The sequence below is a fragment of the Candidatus Methanomethylophilus sp. 1R26 genome (assembly GCF_001481295.1).
Lineage (GTDB): Archaea > Thermoplasmatota > Thermoplasmata > Methanomassiliicoccales > Methanomethylophilaceae > Methanomethylophilus.
The window spans coordinates 17,821-33,795 of record NZ_LOPS01000001.1 but is presented as its reverse complement, the minus strand read 5'-3'; the positions used below and the strand labels follow the sequence as shown (position 1 = coordinate 33,795).

Below are 15,975 nucleotides of genomic sequence, written 5' to 3'. Positions count from 1 at the left end.
GTCATGGCCTTGGGCTTATATCGATTTTCGCGGGGATCAGGCCCAGGCGCTCCTGCGCTGGCGGACGAGGATCCAGATGAAGAGAGGACCTCCGACCATCGAGCTGATGACGCCTACGGGCAGGCCGCTCACGCCGGTGACCTTTGCCAAGGAATCGGCCAGCAGGATGAATGCGGCGCCGAACGCGGCCGATGCGGGGATGAGGTACCTGTTGTTGGAACCGACGAAGATCCTGGCCACATGGGGCCCGACAAGACCGATGAAACCTATTGTGCCAGTGAAGCTCACGACCGCGGCGGTCATGACGGAGACGAGGACCAGGGTCACTATCCTCAGATTCTCCGCGTTCTCGCCCATCGTCTTAGCATAATCGTCCCCGGCATACATGACGTTCATCTTGCCGGCGAGAAGCATGATGATGGCAGTGATGACGAACGTCGAAACGACCATGTAGGGAAGGTCCGCCCACCCCACGGTCCCGAGGTCCCCGACCCTCCAGGCATATGCTTCCGCCATGGATTCCGAGGGAGAAGTGACCATGATTATCTGGCTGATAGAACTGAAGAGGAACATGACCGCTATTCCCGTGAGGATCATCCCCCGACGGCGTCGTCTTCCTGATCTTCGCGACCAGCACGATGATGAAAGTAGGGATCAGGGAGAATATGGCGGCATTGGCTATGATGGAATATTGGTTCGTGAGGAACGGCACTATGGAGATTCCGAGTATGATGCTCAGGACCGCTCCGAGGAATGCTCCGGATGCAATGCCCATGGTGTACGGCTCTGCAAGAGGATTCCTGAAATCGTTCTGCATGACCGCTCCTGCAACTGAAAGGGCAACGCCGCAGGCAAGCGCCGCTATGGCCCTGGGAAGGCGGACGTCCCAGATATAATGGTCCCCGGTCGGGTCCTTCACATTTCCGGACAGATGGTCGATGAAACAGCCTATCGCATCGCCCACCGAGATATTGTAGGTCCCGAACCCGAGGGTGAGGAAGAACGATGCCGCCGCCAGGACGATGAAGAAGAGGATGAAGATCAGGTTCCTGCGGTTGAATCTGAGGTACTGATTCTTCGGGCAGCTGTCGCTCAATAGACCGCCCCTGTGCGTTTTCCCTGCCAAACGATCAGGATGAAGAATACCGGGCTGCCGATGACGCTGAGGACCACGCCGACAGGTATGCCCGAAAGGCGGCTGGCTATGTAATCGGCTATCAGCAGGAGGAGAGCGCCGACGGCCATGGAGATCGGGATGACGTACTTGTTGTCCGAACCGATCACGAGCCTGACGATATGGGGCGCGACCAGGCCGACGAATCCCAGGATCCCGGTGAACGCGACTATCGCCGCGGTCATGACCGACATGAGCATCAGGCACAGCATCCTGAACTTCTCCACATCGACCCCGAGGCTTATCGCGCTGTTCTCGCCGAGGGACATGACGTTCAGGGTGTGGGCGGCGTACATCACGAAAACCGACCCTATGACCGTGATGATTAACATTATCGGGACGTAGTCCCAGGTCATCCCGTCGAGGCTTCCTACCTGCCACAGGTACGCGCTCTTCAGCGTATCTGCGTCGGTGGTGATCATCATGTAGGTGATCAGGGAGTTGAAGAAGTACGAGATGGCGGTCCCCAGAAGGATCAGCGTCGCAGGGGTCATGCGGACCTTTTGGGAGATGAGGATGATGAGCAGGGCTGGGATCATCGCCCCGACGAATGCGTTGAGGATCGTGCCTGCCTCCCCTACGACGCCGTTCATCGTGATCCCCATGATGATCGCCGCCACCGCTCCGAAGCAGGCCCCGGAGGATATCCCGGTGCTGTAGGGATCGGCAAGAGGATTCGTCATCAGAGACTGCATGAGCGCACCGCAGACAGCGAGGGAACAGCCGGCGATTATGGCTACGATGGCGTGGGGGATCGCACTGTTCCAGATCTGCCGGTCGGCCCACCAGTACAGGGAGCCTTTGGGATAGCTGTTGCCGACGATGTGGTTCCATATGATCTCGTAGCTCTCGCGCAGGCTTATGCCCGGATAAGTATCGAACGACAGCAGGCCGACCACCAATACGATCCCGATGATGCACACTGCCAGCAGGAGGACCTTTCTGGCCAGCAGATGGTGGTACTCGACCGTCAGCTCTTCTTTCGTCAGAGGATCGTTGTCGTTCATGATACGGCAGGGGGTTTCCCCCCTTTTTGAAAAGGTTTCAGCTGAATGTGGCCGCCTTGGCCGCGTTGTAGGTATCCTGGGTGACGTAACTCAGGATCGAGCTGGTTGTCTGTCCCTCGAGCGGATCGAGGCCCATGTCGATGAAGTCCTGGAGGACTCCGTCTGCCCAATCGAGGGAGAGCTTGTCCCCGTACATGAAGTGGGCCATGTACGCGACCTTGACCGCTCCCGGGAGGAGGTTGTTGATGTAGACGAGCTTGTCCTCGAACCCTGCGAAGTACGCGAGATAGGAGGTGGACTTGGAATAATGGTCCCAGGTGTCGATGATAAGGGCGTTCACTTCCGATGAGTCGCTCAGTCCCCAGTCCATGGAACGGCAGTTGAGGAGGATGTCGACATCGCTGTAGTTGGAGAGAGCCTCAGTGCTTCCCATCTTGAGGGATCCAGTCCCTTCATACGCCGAAGCGAAAGTGGAATTCACCTTGTAGTAGGGTATTCCTCCCGCAGTGGCCGCGGTCGTGTTGAAGGTAGAATCGTTCTGGCATATGTAGATGAACATGGTCAGAGCGATGTACGTCTGCCTGTCATCGTCGGAGATGCCCGCGATGGCATCATTGACCTGGGAGATGACGTTCCAACTGGTCTGGGCATATTTGACCGCAGTCTGCTCGCAGTCTGTTCCGAAGAGATATCCGAGAGTGAGGACAGTGGTGATCTCATCTGTGGTATCGGCCGAAGAGAAGATGAGGAGGGGGATGTCGGCGGCATCGAGATCGGACACACGGGCCGAGGTGATCTGCTTGATCCCGCTGTAATCTGCGATCAGAGCGCCTACTCCGCCGTCCAGGGTGGAGGCGTAGGAAGTGAAGCTGTTCCATGCGGCATCGTCGATGGTCCTTCCGCTTGCTCCGAAGTTCTTCGCATTGTCAATGAGCGCCTTCTCAGCAACGTCGTATGTGGAGGAGAAGAACCCTGCAACATATTGGGCGCCTCCGGCATACAGGACAGGCATCTGGACGTTGGTAGCGTAAGTGACAATATTCCTGAGGGGGTAGGTCACGGAAACGACGGTGGTGTTTCCGGAGGTATCGAGGGAAATGACGTTGACGACCGTCCCGGTTTCCCTGTTGATCATCTTGTTGACGAGGTCGAGATCTTCCTGATCGACGGCACCATCGTTGTTTGCATCGGCAAGGGGATACTTCTCAAGGGTGTATCCCTCTTCTTGGTTGATGATGTTCTCGATGATCTCCGCATCTTGGCTGTCGATGGTGCTGTCATCGTTGGCGTTTCCGTAAAGCTGGAGCTGAGATGCAATCGCAGCATCGCTGCTGTCGCTGTCATCGTCATTGAGGACGACGATCGCTCCGGCGGCTACAACGACGACGACCACTATGACGGCAGTTATCGCCATGATTTTCGAATTCATTCTAATGCACTCCGACCCAGATTGTGCAGTTGGGCTGGGATTGGATGGTAAATCCATTTCTCCTATAAATAGTTGGAATAATAATCCAACAAAAGTTTGTTACGAATGTTACAGCACAAAATACGATTACAGACGCAATCGAAAGTTTGAATTGATTTTGTATAAATCGATTATTATGTCCTAAATATTGTCAAAAATGGTAAATTGATTCCAAAAGCACGGTTTCCGAGTGAGTATTCGGCAATGCGATCAGAGACATTGGGAAACCGTCTGAACAGGCCGTTCGTCGAACATGCTTTTCAAGCGACGGCCTCTCATTCGTCCCCGCCGTGCCTCCTGCGGTAGCGTTCCGATGGAGACTCGGTGAGGGCCAGGGCCCCCAGGACGAGGATGCTCGTGGAGACGATTATCCCCAGAATCGACGATACGACCGTGAGCTGATTGTCCGAGATCCCTCCGGCATCGTTGATACGGACGGAGACCAGCAGGACGACAAAGCATACTGCAATCAGGACAGCCTCGAAGATACACCCGCGGCCGATACGTATCTGGCTCATTTCACCACTCCGATTTTCTCTGCCTGAGCAGGAAATACAGGAACAGCGGCCCGCCGATGAGCGATGTTATGACACCGACGGATACTCCTGTGGACCCTACCATCCTGGATGCCGTCTCTGCTGCGATGAGGACAAGCGCCCCTATGGCTGCGGAGCAGGGGATCAGCAGGCGATTGTTCGACCCTGTTATGGCCCTCGCTATATGGGGACAGACGAGGCCTACGAATCCGATCGTTCCCGAATAGCAGACAGCGACCGATGTGGCGATGGAGGTCACGACCAGGCAAATTATGCGGATGCGGAACGGATTCTCCCCTAATGCCGTGCACATCCTGTCCCCGGATTCGAGGACGTTGATCTTAGGCGATATCACCATCAGCACCGCGAAAGCGGATACAAAGGCCGCTAAAAGCCAAGGTATGGCGTTCCAGCCGATCCCTGCGAGCGTGCCGACAGTCCATGAATAGATGGATGCGATGTCCTCCTCGCTCGCAGTATAGCGGAGCAGCGTGGACATCGACGAAAATGTACATGACGGCGATCCCGATGAGGACCATGACCGTCGATATCACCTTCTTGAAGAAGGCGAAGAGGACGATGATAGCCACGGGGATCATGGAGAACACGAAAGCCGTCAGGATCATACCGGCGTCCTTGGATGACCCAGCAATCTGGAAGTCCAGTACAATGAATAGCGTTACCCCGAACAGGGCCCCCGACGATATGCCGGTCGTATACGCGTCTGCGACCGGATTACGGACGATGGTCTGCATCACAGCCCCGCCGAGGGCGAGGATGGCCCCGATGAGGAGTCCTGCGATCCCTATGGGGAGATATCCCTCCCATACGATGTGGTTGACGAGCCTGTCGTGGTAAGTGTCGAACGTCCCGCCGCTGAGATTCTTCGCGATGACGTCCAAGGCCTCGCTGAAGCTTACAGCGTACTGCGAGATGCAGATGGAATATGCCCCGATTATAACGGCCGCAGCGGCGATCATAACGGTGGCCAGGACCCTGATGCGTGTCCTGCGACGGTATTCCGCGACCCCAGCGTTCACCATACCGCCCTCTTCTGTCTTATGATCAGGATGAGGAAGATCGGGGCGCCGATGAACGAAAGCATGACGCCTATTGGGACAGCATCGTTATCCGATATCAGCCTGGCACATATGTCGGCGAACAGCATGAAAAGAGCTCCGAAGCCAGCTGATGCCGGTATGACGAAGCGGCTGTCCGAGTCGAGGACGGTGCGGACGATATGCGCCGATATCAGTCCGATGAACGAGATGATCCCCGCATAGGCAATGACAGATGCCGCCATGAACGTGACGATCATGAGGCACACGAGACGCATGTTCTGAGCGTTCAGGCCCAGACTCTTCGCGCTATCGTCGCCCAGCGCGAGGATGTTAAGCTTCTTGGAAAGGATTATCGCCGCGGCTATGCCTGCGATGTTTATCGCGGCCATCAGGGGGACCGAGGGCCAAGTGATCTCGGCCACGGAACCGACCTGCCATCTATATACCGTTGCCAGCGTCTCGCTGTCGGTGGACATCATCAGCAGAGTGGTGAGGGCATTGAACAGGTACGATATCGCTACGCCCGCCAGGATCAGCGTGGCCGGGGATGTATTGGTCCTCGGCGAGATGAGGATTATGAACGCCATCGGGATCATCGCGAAGATGAAGGCGTTGAGGATGACGCCGAAATTGGAGAGCTGGGAAGAGATCGCCGAGACCGAGATCCCCAGGATGACCGATACGGCGACCCCGAACACCGCTCCCGATGAGATGCCTGTGCTGTACGGATCGGCCAGCGGATTGTTCATGACATTCTGCATGACGGCCCCGCCGACGGCCAATCCGGCTCCCGCTATGATGCAGAATGCCGCCCTGGGAAGGCGCACTTCCCAGATGATGTAATCGTCCCAGTACTCGTAGGTGCCCACATCGTAGGTCTCGCCGCAGATGTGCCTCCACAGATAGGAGTACACATCCGCGAACGAGATGTCCCTGGTGCCAATCGTTATCGATATCCCGAAAAGGAGCACCACTAACAGGAGGCAGACTGTAACGAATGCAACTTTCCTTCTGATGAAACGGCCGTACTCGGCCATTTCGGTTGCATTGCTGTTCAATCCGCCACCTGCTTTACTCCGGAGTTCACGAGGCAATCAGATATGCTGTTCCGCCGGCCGCAACGTAATCCGCATAGGTTATGGTGAAGAAGAGGTTCGTGAAGTCGATGGACAGGTCTGTGAACTTCTCGAAGAACTCCTGATTGAGCTCGTCAGCCCATTCCTCGCTGAATACTTCCGGATACATGGTCGCGGCGGCATACGCCAGTCTGATCGGTATCGGTGCATCTCCGACGATGACAGTTGCGTGCTGGGCCTGGTACGCTTCGGTCTGATTGAAGATACCGACGCATGACTCGTACTTCGATACGATATCCACCGTACCGCTGTACCAGTCGTTGGTCTTGATGTTGATTATGTAGTCAATATCATAGTTGTAAAGCCAGGTATCGGTGGAGGAGAAGTAGCATCCGCTGGAATATGTTCCGGCCGGGACGCTGTCCCCGAAGGCATATGTGGCCCCTGCATGGACCAGAAGGTCCTTGTAATCGGAGTTTCCGGCAGAGATCCAGATCCTGTCTTTCGCAGAGTCGTAGGTCCCATTGCAGGCTATGGCCTTGACAGCTTCCACGGAAGAGAGCTCGCTGTCAACGTATTCCTGCATCTGGATCCACCACTCGGCGATGTCGACGCATTTATCCATCGTCTGGAAAAGGAAACCGAGCATGAAGAGCTCAGTGAGGAAATCATCCGCCTCGACGCAGGAAGGATTGACCCTCACTACATCGACGCCGGCATCTTCGTAAACGGGCTCGACAGTGGTCTTGTTGACAGTCGATGCGGTACGCTCGACGATGATGACGTCGACATTGTAATCTGTGATGTAATTGGATGCACTCTCATAGGGCATGGTGGTGCTACTGCTCCCGATCGAGGTCATCTTGGAGAACGCCGGAAAGAGGGTTGAATCCGGGGGACTGCTCGAACTGTAAGAAATTCCATGTACCTTATCGTCCATCCCTGCCATGGTCATGAGCCAGAGCATGTTGGAAGACCCGGTTGCAAGCGCTGAAGTGCACGGCCATGCAGTTTCAACGATGTAATCCCCGGTGCTGCAGGTGTTGTAATTGTGTATCGTGCAGGATTCGCCGTTAATGATCTTCTGAACAAGCTCGACATCCGCCGAATCAACGGAACCGCTGCAGTCCGCATCGGCGAGCGGATTCGCGCTGGCATCCCAAGATGTCTTTCCGTCAGCGATGTCCTGGATGATCTCCAGGTCATCATTGTCGATATCATAATCGCCGTCAGCATTTCCGAAGACTCTGAGTTGAGCGGTAATCTCTACGCCATCGTCATCGTCGTTGCCGCTGGCGACTATCACGACTGCCACCGCAGCGACCACTACAATGGCCACGACCGCGACCGCGATCAATTTGGTATTCATTCATATCACCAATGAAGTGTTGGATGCTATATCCAATCCTTATTTAATGCATTTGGATTATTAATCCAACGTAATCGGAAATCGCTGGTGCAGAAGCACGTCGCAAAGGCGGCACGTCTGCCATCACGATGATACTGGCCTGTCCATATTCTGCATTCTGAACAGAGAACTGCGCAGCCATCGCTCAGGGAACAAACATCCCGGAAGGCCTGCATATCGCAGCATTCCCCGGCAGAATTCGGCTCTGAATGGAATTGGAAGATCCGCATCGTCTGCCAGCATCAGCCCTTCGGAATCTGCAGGCCAGCTGATCCCCCTGTACCGAGACCCTCCGATTCAGCAACCATTAAATAGCACATATCAATAGGTCATTTCAGCCGTCCCGGTAGTGTAGTGGCCTATCATGGGGCCCTGTCGAGGCCCCGACATGGATTCGAATTCCATCCGGGACGCCAATTTTCTCCACTATGCTCTCCTCTGAGCACTCTCATTCATCCAATCGCTTGATGCGCATCGGCCTCTGCCGCATCCGAACGGCCGCGGCATCAGTTTCTGCGGACCGATCCGTGCAGGATGACGCTGTTCATCCCGGTCTTGCTGTCCTTCGTGAGCTCCGCATCGATGCCGAACACCAGCCTCATGTTCTCCGGCGTCAGCACTTCCTCCGGGGTCCCGCAGCACATTACTCTGTGGTCTGCGATGAGCGCGGCCCTGTCGCAGTAGCGGGCGGCCATCGGCAGGTCGTGGGACACGATCACCACGGTCAGGCCCTTCTCCCTCGACAGCCTGTGCACCAGATCGAGGACCTCGAACTGCATGTTGATGTCCAGGTGGTTCGTGGGCTCGTCCATGAGGAGGTACCTCGGGGTCTGTGCCAGCGCGCGGGCGATGATGACCCTCTGCCGTTCTCCCCCGCTCATCTCGTTGATATGCCTGCTGCGCATGTTCCAGATGCCGACATCGCGCATCGCCTGATCGATGATCTCCCCGTCCGAGCTGCTCTCCCCCTCGAACTGCCTCTGGAACGGCATCCTCCCCATGGCCACGATGTCCCTGACAGTGAATGAGAACCTGATCTCGTTCCCCTGCGGCACGGCGGCGATCTCCCTGGCTATGTCCTTCTTGGCCATATCGGCGATGTCGTCGTCCCCGATCAGCACCCTCCCGGATTCAGGCGATAGGTTCCTGTTCAGGTTCTTCAGGAGAGTGGTCTTCCCGCACCCGTTCGGCCCCAGGATCCCGAACACCTCTCCTTCGCGAATATCCAGGTCCGCTCCGTCCAGGACGGGCTTCTCGCGGTACCTGAAATGCAGCCCCTCGGCGCACAGGTCCCTCACCATCCCACCTCGTTCCTCCTGACCCTCAGCAGGTAGATGAAGTACGGGGCGCCCACCAGCGCGGTGAGTATGCCTATGGGCAGCACCCCGTACTGCTCGGCGATGACGTGGGCCAGCCAATCGCAGAAGATCAGGAACGCTGCGCCTCCGAGGGCGCTTATGGGGATGAGGATCCTGTTGTCCGGGCCCAGGAGGATGCGGAAGATATGCGGGATTATGAGCCCGACGAAGCCGATGGAGCCGGCGAAGGCGACTGCGGAAGCGGTGACGAGCGTGGAGGCGACCAGCACGATCAGCCTGGTCTTCGCCACATCTATCCCCAGGTCCATGGCGTGGGAGTCGCCGATCATCATGGCATTGAGGTCCTTGGCGTAGGAGTAGATGACGATCATCCCGCGGCCGCGGGGATAGCGACCGCCGCGGTCTCGCCGAAGTCCGCGCGGGACAGGCTGCCCATGGTCCAGAACACGATGTCCTCCATCTTGTCGCCCGATATGAACGTGAGGAACGAGACGACGGCTGACATCAGGGAGGAGACGGCGATCCCGGTCAGGATCAGCGTCTCCGTATGGGTGACCCCGCCGATCCTGGATACCCCGTAGACCAGGAACATGGTCAGGAGGCAGAAAACGAAGGCGAGGACGGGGGTGCTGACGACCGCAGGGATGAACGGTACCGCGAAGAGTATGCCCAAAGCGGCCCCCAGGGAGGCCCCGGAGGAAAGACCCAGTATGTACGGCGAGGCCATCGGGTTGCGGAACATGGCCTGCATTGCCGCGCCTGCGACCGCGAGGCCGGAGCCCACCACCGCTCCGATGCATACGCGCTCGGCGTTCATCGGGACGATTAAGCTGTCGGCCCAGGTCCCGTTCCCGCAGATGACGTCCCATACCCTCCTGAAGGGTATCGGGTCCGGAGCATACGACAGGTCCAGGAACACCGCCAGCACCAGCAGGGCCGCCAGGACGGCGGCGCATGCCAGCGCCTTGGTGCGCCTTCCCCATTCCTCGGCCAAGGGGATGCCTCAGTGCCTGGAGCGGAGCCAGAGTACGGCCCCCACCAGGACTATGGCGGCGGCAGCGGCGCCGGCGTAGACTGCAGCGCCGATCCCGCTGCCGCTGCTGCCGTCTTCGAAATCCGAGCTGCTGTAGACCTTCACATCGCTCTCAGAGTAGAGGTCCGGGTGGAGCGCGGCGGCGAACGCCTTCAGGCCGTCTGCGAACTGCGGGTCATAGTTGTTCCACTCCTGCTCGCAGACGAAGAGGGTGTGATCCCCGATCGAACCGCCCATGAACTCGTCCACGAACTTCTCCGCAGAACCTCCGTAATTGCGGACATAGCCGCTGTCGAGGACGATCACGCAGTCGGGATGCGACGACAGGCACTGGATGATGAAGTTCTCGTTGTAGTAGGTGCCTGAAGTAGAATCAGAGGTGTATCCGGCGTTGTTCCCGGCCGCGGTCTCGCCCAGGGTGACGGCGAGGCCGGACTGCTTCGCGCCCCAGCCGTTGGTGCTGCTGTACCAGAGATAGATGAAATCCTTCTCTTCGGCACCGCTCAGGGCGGCGGTCACGTCTTCTTCCGTCTGGGTCATCGCGTCTGCAAGACCGTTGGATGAACCGAGCGCCTTCTCGATGTCGGACACGCATGAGACCACCTGGCCATAGGTCTCGATGCTGCCGTAGAACAGAACGTGTGTGAAGCCCGCATCTGCGAGCTTGTCCCTGAGACTCTGGGAATTGGCGACGTACGTGGTCAGGATGACCGTCGTGTTCTCCTTGTCCAGATATCCATCATCGGCTGCCTGCACCAGGGTCGCGTATATCTGATCGATGTTTCCCGAGCTGTACAGGGTCGGGAGCTCCGCGACCTTGTCGTTCCCGTCCTCGGAGAATGCATTGTTGGCATATTTGTCAGCGGCATAGACCTTAGAGTGCATCCCCGCCTGGTCCACGGTCTTGCCGATGGCATATCCGAATATGACGGCATTATCGTCCGGCCCGTCGTACGATACCGTGTATTCGGTGCCCGAAAGGGTGTAAGTTATCTCGAAACCGGAACTGTCTGTCCCGTCCGAGGACTCCGCCGAAGAACCGTCTGACTCCGTCAGGGCGAACGCCGGAACGGCGAGGACGGCGGCCAGGACCATGACCAGGATTTTGCTGTTCATCGGGGGATTACATACGGAACCTGATATAAATATTACTTTATAGGAACTAATTATGCACAAAATATGTATTCATAAATGAATGATTATTAATTGAATGATTCCAAAACAGAAGCGTTCAGAAACCGGGAACGGGCCCCTGAAAGGAGGCGGCACAGGGGCCCGAATGCCTGACGGTCTCAGGTAATACGTTTCTTCGTGAGAATGTTATCAGCATATTGTGTATAAATAATATTTCATTCGTGTTACTAATGTACCGATACGGACATGAACAGGAAACTTTAAAGAAAGGACAGGAATGGTACATCCATGCGTTGGATGCTCAGGAGCAAGATCCATAGGGCCACCGTCACGGAGGCCAGGCTCGATTACGAGGGGAGCATCACCATCGACGCCGACCTCATCGACCGCAGCGGCATGCTTGTCGGAGAGAAGGTCACCGTCGCCGTCATCGAGACGGGCGCCCGCTTCGAGACCTACATCCTCCCGGGGGAGAGGGGTTCCGGCATCATCGCCCTCAACGGCGCGGCGGCCAGGCTGGCCTCCGTCGGCGACAAGGTCATCATCATGGGATACGAGCTCACCGATGCCCCGATCTCCGCCAAGGTCATCCTCGTCGACTCGCACAACAGGGTCGCTAAAGAGCTGAATTACCGATGCCGAAGGTCTGCTCCTATTCCGACGGCGGTTCCCGCGGCAACCCCGGCAAATCCGCCTATGCCATCGTCATCACCGTCGACGGGAAGGTCGTGCATGAGCACGCAGAATTTCTGGGCGTGCACACCAACAACTATGCCGAATACCGCGGGCTCATCGCCGGGATCTCCAAATGCCTTGAGCTCGGGTTCGACGATGTCGAGTTCGTTATGGATTCCCAGCTGGTGATCCGCCAGATGACCGGGCAGTACGCCGTCAAATCCCCCGATATGAAGGCGCTTCACGACGATGCGCAGAACCTGGTCTCGCTCATCCCGCACCACACGTTCACCAACGTCCGCCGCTCCGAGCGCATGATCCCCCGCGCGGACGCCCTCCTGAACGCCGAGATGGACAGGCATCGAATCCAATAATGGGTTCCGATTATCTTATCGGACAGCATAGCAGAAATTATGCTAGACATTCCCCTGCAGTCCGGATCTGGCGACCCGCTGATCCGCGGCCGTTTCTCCAAAGCTCTCGAACTTTCCTCATCATCCCCCGGGGACCCTGAGATTGTGGCCCTTCTCGAGGCCAACATCTCCGCCGGGACCCTGCATCCATGGTCCTGCTGGGGGACGTTTTCTCAGACGGCGGCTCCGAACAGAGATCGAGGTCGGTAGAGCTCTTCAGGGAGGCATCGCGCCTGGGCGATGCTTCCGGTACCCGCAACTTAGCCTACTGTTACGCGATCGGGCTGAACGTCGCCAAGGACAAGGCCGAAGCGGCCAAGCTGTACATCGCCGCCGGAGAGATGGGGAACGCCCGGGCCATGTGCAACATCGGGGTGATGTACGACTACGGGAACGGCGTCATTCAGGACCGCACCGCGGCCTTCGCCTGGTACGTGAGGTCCGCGCAGGCCGGGAACAAGCGCGGGATGACCAACCTGGGCGAGTTCTACATGCTCGGCAAGGGAACGGACAGGAACCTGAAGCTCGCCGCCGTCTGGCTGGAGAGGTCCGGCAGCCCCAGGGCGCTGTACCGCCTGGCGGAGATATTCCTGGACACCGAGGCCAAGGATAAGAAGAAGGGCACGGCGTACCTGGAGGCTTCGGCCAAGGCCGGGTACACCAAGGCCCAGGCCAGGTATGCCCGCATGATCGAGGAGACGGACCGGGAAACGGCGGTCAAGCTGTACTCCGAGGCCGCCTCCAAAGGCAACGCGGACGCGCCGTCAGGCTCTCGGAGCTGGGGCTCCCCGTCCCAGACCTGAAGATGAGGCGGAGGAAGAAGGCAGACTGAGCTCCGTCGCTCATCTGAGGCCGAAAGACGCTCGATGAAGGAGTCCAAAGACTCCACGTCCTTTATGTAATGGCGGGAGAGGGCTGCCAGGTCCGCGCGGATGTCCGTGTCCGCATCCGGCCCCAGCAGATCCCTGAGACCGGACGCCAGCGAGCCTCCGCGCCTGTCCCAGTCAGTCAGGATGACGGCTTTCCCTCCATGCTCCTGCACGTACTGCGCGGCGGCGGCCGGGCCTCCCGACGACTGTATCTGGAACATATCCCCGTATATGCCCACGGCGTGAGGGCGCGCCTGTCCTTCAGGCCCTCGATGAGCAGCACATGGTCCACGGAGAGGGCCTTCAGCCTGTCCAGGACCTCGTTCACCTTCTGCAGCCTGACGGCATCGGACATCACGTCATCGTCTGCTCTCATCCTGTTCATGCCTGTTCACCGGCGATCAGCGGATCCCCGTCTGCAGTATGGGCGCGTCCGTATATCGGCATGCCGTTCCCGAAGGGCCCGGGCCGTATCATTCCGACTTCCTGAGGGCGAACATCCCGAGGAGGTAGAACGCAACAGCGTAGGCGATCAGGACTGCCAGCGATACCCACGGGAAATCGAGGCCGAGCGCGCAGGCCCTGAGGCACTCGGAGGTGTGGGTCAGCGGGAGGCACCAGATTATGTCCGCGGCGGTGTCCGGGAGGGAATCGATGCTGAACATCGTGCCGCACAGGAAGGTCATCGGCAGGATGACGAAGCTGTTGAACAGGTTCATCGACGGCAGGTCCGGGATGATCATCCCGGCGGCGACGCCGAGGAGCGAGAACGTCATGCAGGAGAGGAGCATGCAGCCTATCAGGCCGGCGGTGATGTGCATGTCCCCGCTCAGGCAGGACCCGAGGACCAGCATGATGCTCCCGCAGAGCGCGGACTTCACGATACCCAGGACGGATTTCCCGAGCACCAGCGAGGTCTTGGTTATGGGGCAGAGGAGCATCTCGTCGAAGCTCTCGTAGAACCGCTTCTGGATCATCAGCTTGTTCGATACCGTCGTGAACGACGAGGTCACAGTGGTAAGGGCCACGACACCGGGCACCATGTAGGCGATGTACTCGAAGGTCTTCCCGTCCGCGTCCATTGTTATGCCGTTCCCCAGTCCGTACCCGAACGCCACCAGGTACAGCAGCGGAGTGACTATGGAGGTGGCCAGCAGGACGAGGATGTTCCGCCTGAGATAGTACATGTCCGGAAGCGCAACGCGGAATATGTCGCCGATCAGGGTCATATGCGCAGCGCCTTCTCTATGACTTTCATGTTGTCCCTCCCGGTGTCCTCGAGGAACACATCCTCAAGATGCGTTCCCCTGATGACTGGGTTCCTGCTCTCCTGCTCCCCGAAGAAATCCTTGGCCTCCTCTCTGGAGGAGAAGAACCTGTACTCCCTCCTGCCACTGTCCCCGTCGTACTCGACGGTGAACCTGCCGAGGCGGTCGCAGAGCTCCTTCGGGGTCCCGGTCTCCATGATGCGCCCTTTCCTGATGATGCTCACGCGATCGCACAGGGACTCGGCCTCGTCCATGTAATGGGTGGTCACGAACACCGTCACCCCGGCGCGGTTGAGCATCTGGATCATGTCCCAGAGCATGTGCCGGGACTGCGTGTCGAGCCCGGCCGTGGGCTCGTCGAGGAACAGGATCTTCGGGGAATGCATGAGCGCGCCGATGATGGCGGCCTTCCTCTTCCATCCGCCCGATAGGTCGGAGATCTTCTTGTCGAGGTACGGAGTCATGCCGATCATGTCCGAGAGCTCCTCCAGGCGGGGGCCGATGTCCTTCCTGGACATCTTGTGGAGCACTGCCCTCGAGACGATGTTCTCGCGGACCGAGAGATCCTTGTCCAGCGCGATGTGCTGCTGGACGACGCCGATCTCCGAGCGGATCGCCCTCGGGTCCTCCGCCGTGCTCACGCCCTCGATGGACAGCTCCCCCTCGGTGGGCCTCATCATGGTCGTGAGGACCTTGACCGTGGTCGTCTTCCCCGCGCCGTTAGGTCCCAAAAATCCGAAGATCTCCCCGCGCCGGACGGTTATGTCGATATGGTCCACCGCGGTGAAGTCCCCGAACCTGACTGTTATCCCGCGGGCCTCTATGGCGTTGCATCCGCTGTCTGGCACTTGCTCGCCGTCCCGGAAATGCCGGGGCGCCGTTCAGCGCCCCATGGTGTACAGCATCGCGTTGATGATGGCCGCTCCGATGTTGGAGCCGCCCTTCCGGCCCTTGGCGACGATGTACGGGACGTCATCGGTCATGATGAGCTCCTTGGCCTCGACGACGTTCACGAAGCCGACAGGGACGCCGACGATGAGGGCGGGCCTGAGCCCCTCCTCGTTGATGAGCCTGTGCAGCTCGATGAGCGCGGTCGGCGCGTTCCCGATGACGAAGATGGTGGGCTTGCCGAGCTTGGCCCCCTTCTCCATGCAGACGGTGGAGCGGGTGCATCCCCTGGCCTTCGCCTCCTCGATGACGTCCGGGTCCGAGATGAAGCAGTGGACGCTCCCTCCGAAGGCGGAGAGGCGGTTCTTGTTGATGCCGGAGTACGCCATCTTGGTGTCGGTGACGATGTCCGCCCCGTTCTTCAGCGCCTCTACGCCGATCTTCGCCGCATCCTTGCTGAAGCAGAGGTTGTCTGCATAGTCGAAGTCGGCGGACGTGTGTATGCATCTCTTGACGATGGAGAACTCGGGCTCCGGCCAGGTGCGTCCGTTGAGCTCCTTGGTTATGGTCTCCATGCTCTTGGCCTCGATCTCGCGCGGGGTCATTATCTCGAATGTCATGCTTTCTCACTCCTCATATCATCTAA

At 58.3% G+C, this 15,975-nt stretch carries 15 protein-coding genes, 1 tRNA gene and 3 pseudogenes; 4 read left to right on the top strand and 15 right to left on the bottom strand.

Annotated features, from left to right (window positions below; genetic code table 11):
- Positions 1 to 36: 36 nt before the first annotated feature.
- From AUQ37_RS11620 to AUQ37_RS00145, 7 genes and pseudogenes are all read right to left on the bottom strand, one after another.
- Positions 37 to 964: pseudogene (locus AUQ37_RS11620) on the bottom strand (FecCD family ABC transporter permease).
- A 128-nt stretch (positions 965 to 1,092) separates the two neighbouring features.
- Positions 1,093 to 2,181, bottom strand: coding sequence for an iron ABC transporter permease (locus tag AUQ37_RS00175; protein ID WP_235584744.1), 1,089 nt, complete (start codon positions 2,179 to 2,181; stop codon positions 1,093 to 1,095).
- Between the two features lie 37 nt (positions 2,182 to 2,218).
- On the bottom strand, positions 2,219 to 3,595 hold the full coding sequence (locus tag AUQ37_RS00170) for a dockerin type I domain-containing protein (RefSeq protein WP_058746911.1): 1,377 nt from the start codon (positions 3,593 to 3,595) through the stop codon (positions 2,219 to 2,221).
- A 329-nt stretch (positions 3,596 to 3,924) separates the two neighbouring features.
- A complete protein-coding gene (locus AUQ37_RS00165; RefSeq protein WP_058746910.1) occupies positions 3,925 to 4,167 on the bottom strand; it encodes a hypothetical protein in 243 nt (80 codons plus the stop codon).
- A 1-nt stretch (position 4,168) separates the two neighbouring features.
- A pseudogene (locus AUQ37_RS00155) lies at positions 4,169 to 5,165 on the bottom strand (FecCD family ABC transporter permease).
- Between the two features lie 56 nt (positions 5,166 to 5,221).
- Positions 5,222 to 6,304: an iron ABC transporter permease gene (locus tag AUQ37_RS00150; protein WP_235584743.1), complete on the bottom strand. Its 1,083-nt coding sequence runs from the start codon at positions 6,302 to 6,304 to the stop codon at positions 5,222 to 5,224.
- A 25-nt stretch (positions 6,305 to 6,329) separates the two neighbouring features.
- Positions 6,330 to 7,691 carry a hypothetical protein gene (locus AUQ37_RS00145; protein ID WP_058746906.1) on the bottom strand — a complete coding sequence of 454 codons (1,362 nt, stop codon included), beginning with the start codon at positions 7,689 to 7,691 and terminating at the stop codon, positions 6,330 to 6,332.
- 379 nt (positions 7,692 to 8,070) lie between these two features.
- On the opposite strand from AUQ37_RS00145, the gene AUQ37_RS00140 reads away from it, so the two are divergent.
- Positions 8,071 to 8,146, top strand: a tRNA-Asp gene (locus AUQ37_RS00140).
- Positions 8,147 to 8,236: 90 nt separating this feature from the next.
- On the opposite strand, the gene AUQ37_RS00135 is transcribed toward AUQ37_RS00140, so the two are convergent.
- From AUQ37_RS00135 to AUQ37_RS00120, 4 genes are read right to left on the bottom strand one after another with little or no spacing between them, the layout of a single operon-like run.
- The gene (locus tag AUQ37_RS00135; RefSeq protein ID WP_058746905.1) at positions 8,237 to 9,031 is read right to left on the bottom strand and encodes an ABC transporter ATP-binding protein; all 795 of its coding nucleotides are present in this window, start codon (positions 9,029 to 9,031) and stop codon (positions 8,237 to 8,239) included.
- The gene (locus tag AUQ37_RS13260; RefSeq protein WP_058746904.1) at positions 9,025 to 9,420 is read right to left on the bottom strand and encodes an iron ABC transporter permease; all 396 of its coding nucleotides are present in this window, start codon (positions 9,418 to 9,420) and stop codon (positions 9,025 to 9,027) included. The genes AUQ37_RS00135 and AUQ37_RS13260 overlap by 7 nt, the downstream gene beginning before the upstream one ends.
- Entirely contained in the window at positions 9,417 to 10,043 is a 627-nt protein-coding gene (locus AUQ37_RS13255) for an iron ABC transporter permease (protein WP_058746903.1), read from the bottom strand. Before AUQ37_RS13255 ends, AUQ37_RS13260 begins: the two co-directional genes overlap by 4 nt.
- Before the next feature lie 9 nt (positions 10,044 to 10,052).
- Positions 10,053 to 11,198 carry a hypothetical protein gene (locus tag AUQ37_RS00120; RefSeq protein WP_058746902.1) on the bottom strand — a complete coding sequence of 382 codons (1,146 nt, stop codon included), beginning with the start codon at positions 11,196 to 11,198 and terminating at the stop codon, positions 10,053 to 10,055.
- Between the two features lie 315 nt (positions 11,199 to 11,513).
- Here AUQ37_RS00120 and panD point away from each other — a divergent pair.
- The 3 genes and pseudogenes from panD to AUQ37_RS09215 all read left to right on the top strand — a co-directional run.
- A pseudogene (panD, locus tag AUQ37_RS09220) lies at positions 11,514 to 11,846 on the top strand (aspartate 1-decarboxylase); the annotation flags it as partial.
- A gap of 5 nt (positions 11,847 to 11,851) precedes the next feature.
- Entirely contained in the window at positions 11,852 to 12,265 is a 414-nt protein-coding gene (locus AUQ37_RS00110; RefSeq protein ID WP_058746900.1) for a ribonuclease HI family protein, read from the top strand.
- 188 nt (positions 12,266 to 12,453) lie between these two features.
- The gene (locus AUQ37_RS09215) at positions 12,454 to 13,107 is read left to right on the top strand and encodes a tetratricopeptide repeat protein (RefSeq protein WP_082662304.1); all 654 of its coding nucleotides are present in this window, start codon (positions 12,454 to 12,456) and stop codon (positions 13,105 to 13,107) included.
- A gap of 205 nt (positions 13,108 to 13,312) precedes the next feature.
- On the opposite strand, the gene AUQ37_RS10295 is transcribed toward AUQ37_RS09215, so the two are convergent.
- The 4 genes from AUQ37_RS10295 to AUQ37_RS00090 all read right to left on the bottom strand — a co-directional run bounded on the left by AUQ37_RS10295 (position 13,313) and on the right by AUQ37_RS00090 (position 15,949).
- On the bottom strand, positions 13,313 to 13,558 hold the full coding sequence (locus tag AUQ37_RS10295) for a hypothetical protein (RefSeq protein WP_201013576.1): 246 nt from the start codon (positions 13,556 to 13,558) through the stop codon (positions 13,313 to 13,315).
- 88 nt (positions 13,559 to 13,646) lie between these two features.
- A complete protein-coding gene (locus AUQ37_RS00100) occupies positions 13,647 to 14,402 on the bottom strand; it encodes an ABC transporter permease (RefSeq protein ID WP_058746899.1) in 756 nt (251 codons plus the stop codon).
- Entirely contained in the window at positions 14,399 to 15,289 is an 891-nt protein-coding gene (locus AUQ37_RS00095) for an ABC transporter ATP-binding protein (protein ID WP_082662303.1), read from the bottom strand. The genes AUQ37_RS00100 and AUQ37_RS00095 overlap by 4 nt, the downstream gene beginning before the upstream one ends.
- Before the next feature lie 33 nt (positions 15,290 to 15,322).
- Positions 15,323 to 15,949 carry a precorrin-8X methylmutase gene (locus AUQ37_RS00090; RefSeq protein ID WP_058746898.1) on the bottom strand — a complete coding sequence of 209 codons (627 nt, stop codon included), beginning with the start codon at positions 15,947 to 15,949 and terminating at the stop codon, positions 15,323 to 15,325.
- Positions 15,950 to 15,975: the final 26 nt, after the last annotated feature.

Excerpts from the sequence above, each read along its gene's own strand:
- AUQ37_RS00175 (WP_235584744.1), bottom strand. The coding sequence starts at position 2,181 with ATGAACGACAACGATCCTCTGACGAAAGAAGAGCTGACGGTCGAGTAC.
- AUQ37_RS00170 (WP_058746911.1), bottom strand. The coding sequence starts at position 3,595 with ATGGCGATAACTGCCGTCATAGTGGTCGTCGTCGTTGTAGCCGCCGGA.
- AUQ37_RS00165 (WP_058746910.1), bottom strand. The coding sequence starts at position 4,167 with ATGAGCCAGATACGTATCGGCCGCGGGTGTATCTTCGAGGCTGTCCTG.
- AUQ37_RS00145 (WP_058746906.1), bottom strand. The coding sequence starts at position 7,691 with ATGAATACCAAATTGATCGCGGTCGCGGTCGTGGCCATTGTAGTGGTC.
- AUQ37_RS00135 (WP_058746905.1), bottom strand. The coding sequence starts at position 9,031 with ATGGTGAGGGACCTGTGCGCCGAGGGGCTGCATTTCAGGTACCGCGAG.
- AUQ37_RS13260 (WP_058746904.1), bottom strand. The coding sequence starts at position 9,420 with ATGATCGTCATCTACTCCTACGCCAAGGACCTCAATGCCATGATGATC.
- AUQ37_RS00120 (WP_058746902.1), bottom strand. The coding sequence starts at position 11,198 with ATGAACAGCAAAATCCTGGTCATGGTCCTGGCCGCCGTCCTCGCCGTT.
- AUQ37_RS00110 (WP_058746900.1), top strand. The coding sequence starts at position 11,852 with ATGCCGAAGGTCTGCTCCTATTCCGACGGCGGTTCCCGCGGCAACCCC.
- AUQ37_RS09215 (WP_082662304.1), top strand. The coding sequence starts at position 12,454 with ATGGTCCTGCTGGGGGACGTTTTCTCAGACGGCGGCTCCGAACAGAGA.
- AUQ37_RS10295 (WP_201013576.1), bottom strand. The coding sequence starts at position 13,558 with ATGAACAGGATGAGAGCAGACGATGACGTGATGTCCGATGCCGTCAGG.
- AUQ37_RS00100 (WP_058746899.1), bottom strand. The coding sequence starts at position 14,402 with ATGACCCTGATCGGCGACATATTCCGCGTTGCGCTTCCGGACATGTAC.
- AUQ37_RS00090 (WP_058746898.1), bottom strand. The coding sequence starts at position 15,949 with ATGACATTCGAGATAATGACCCCGCGCGAGATCGAGGCCAAGAGCATG.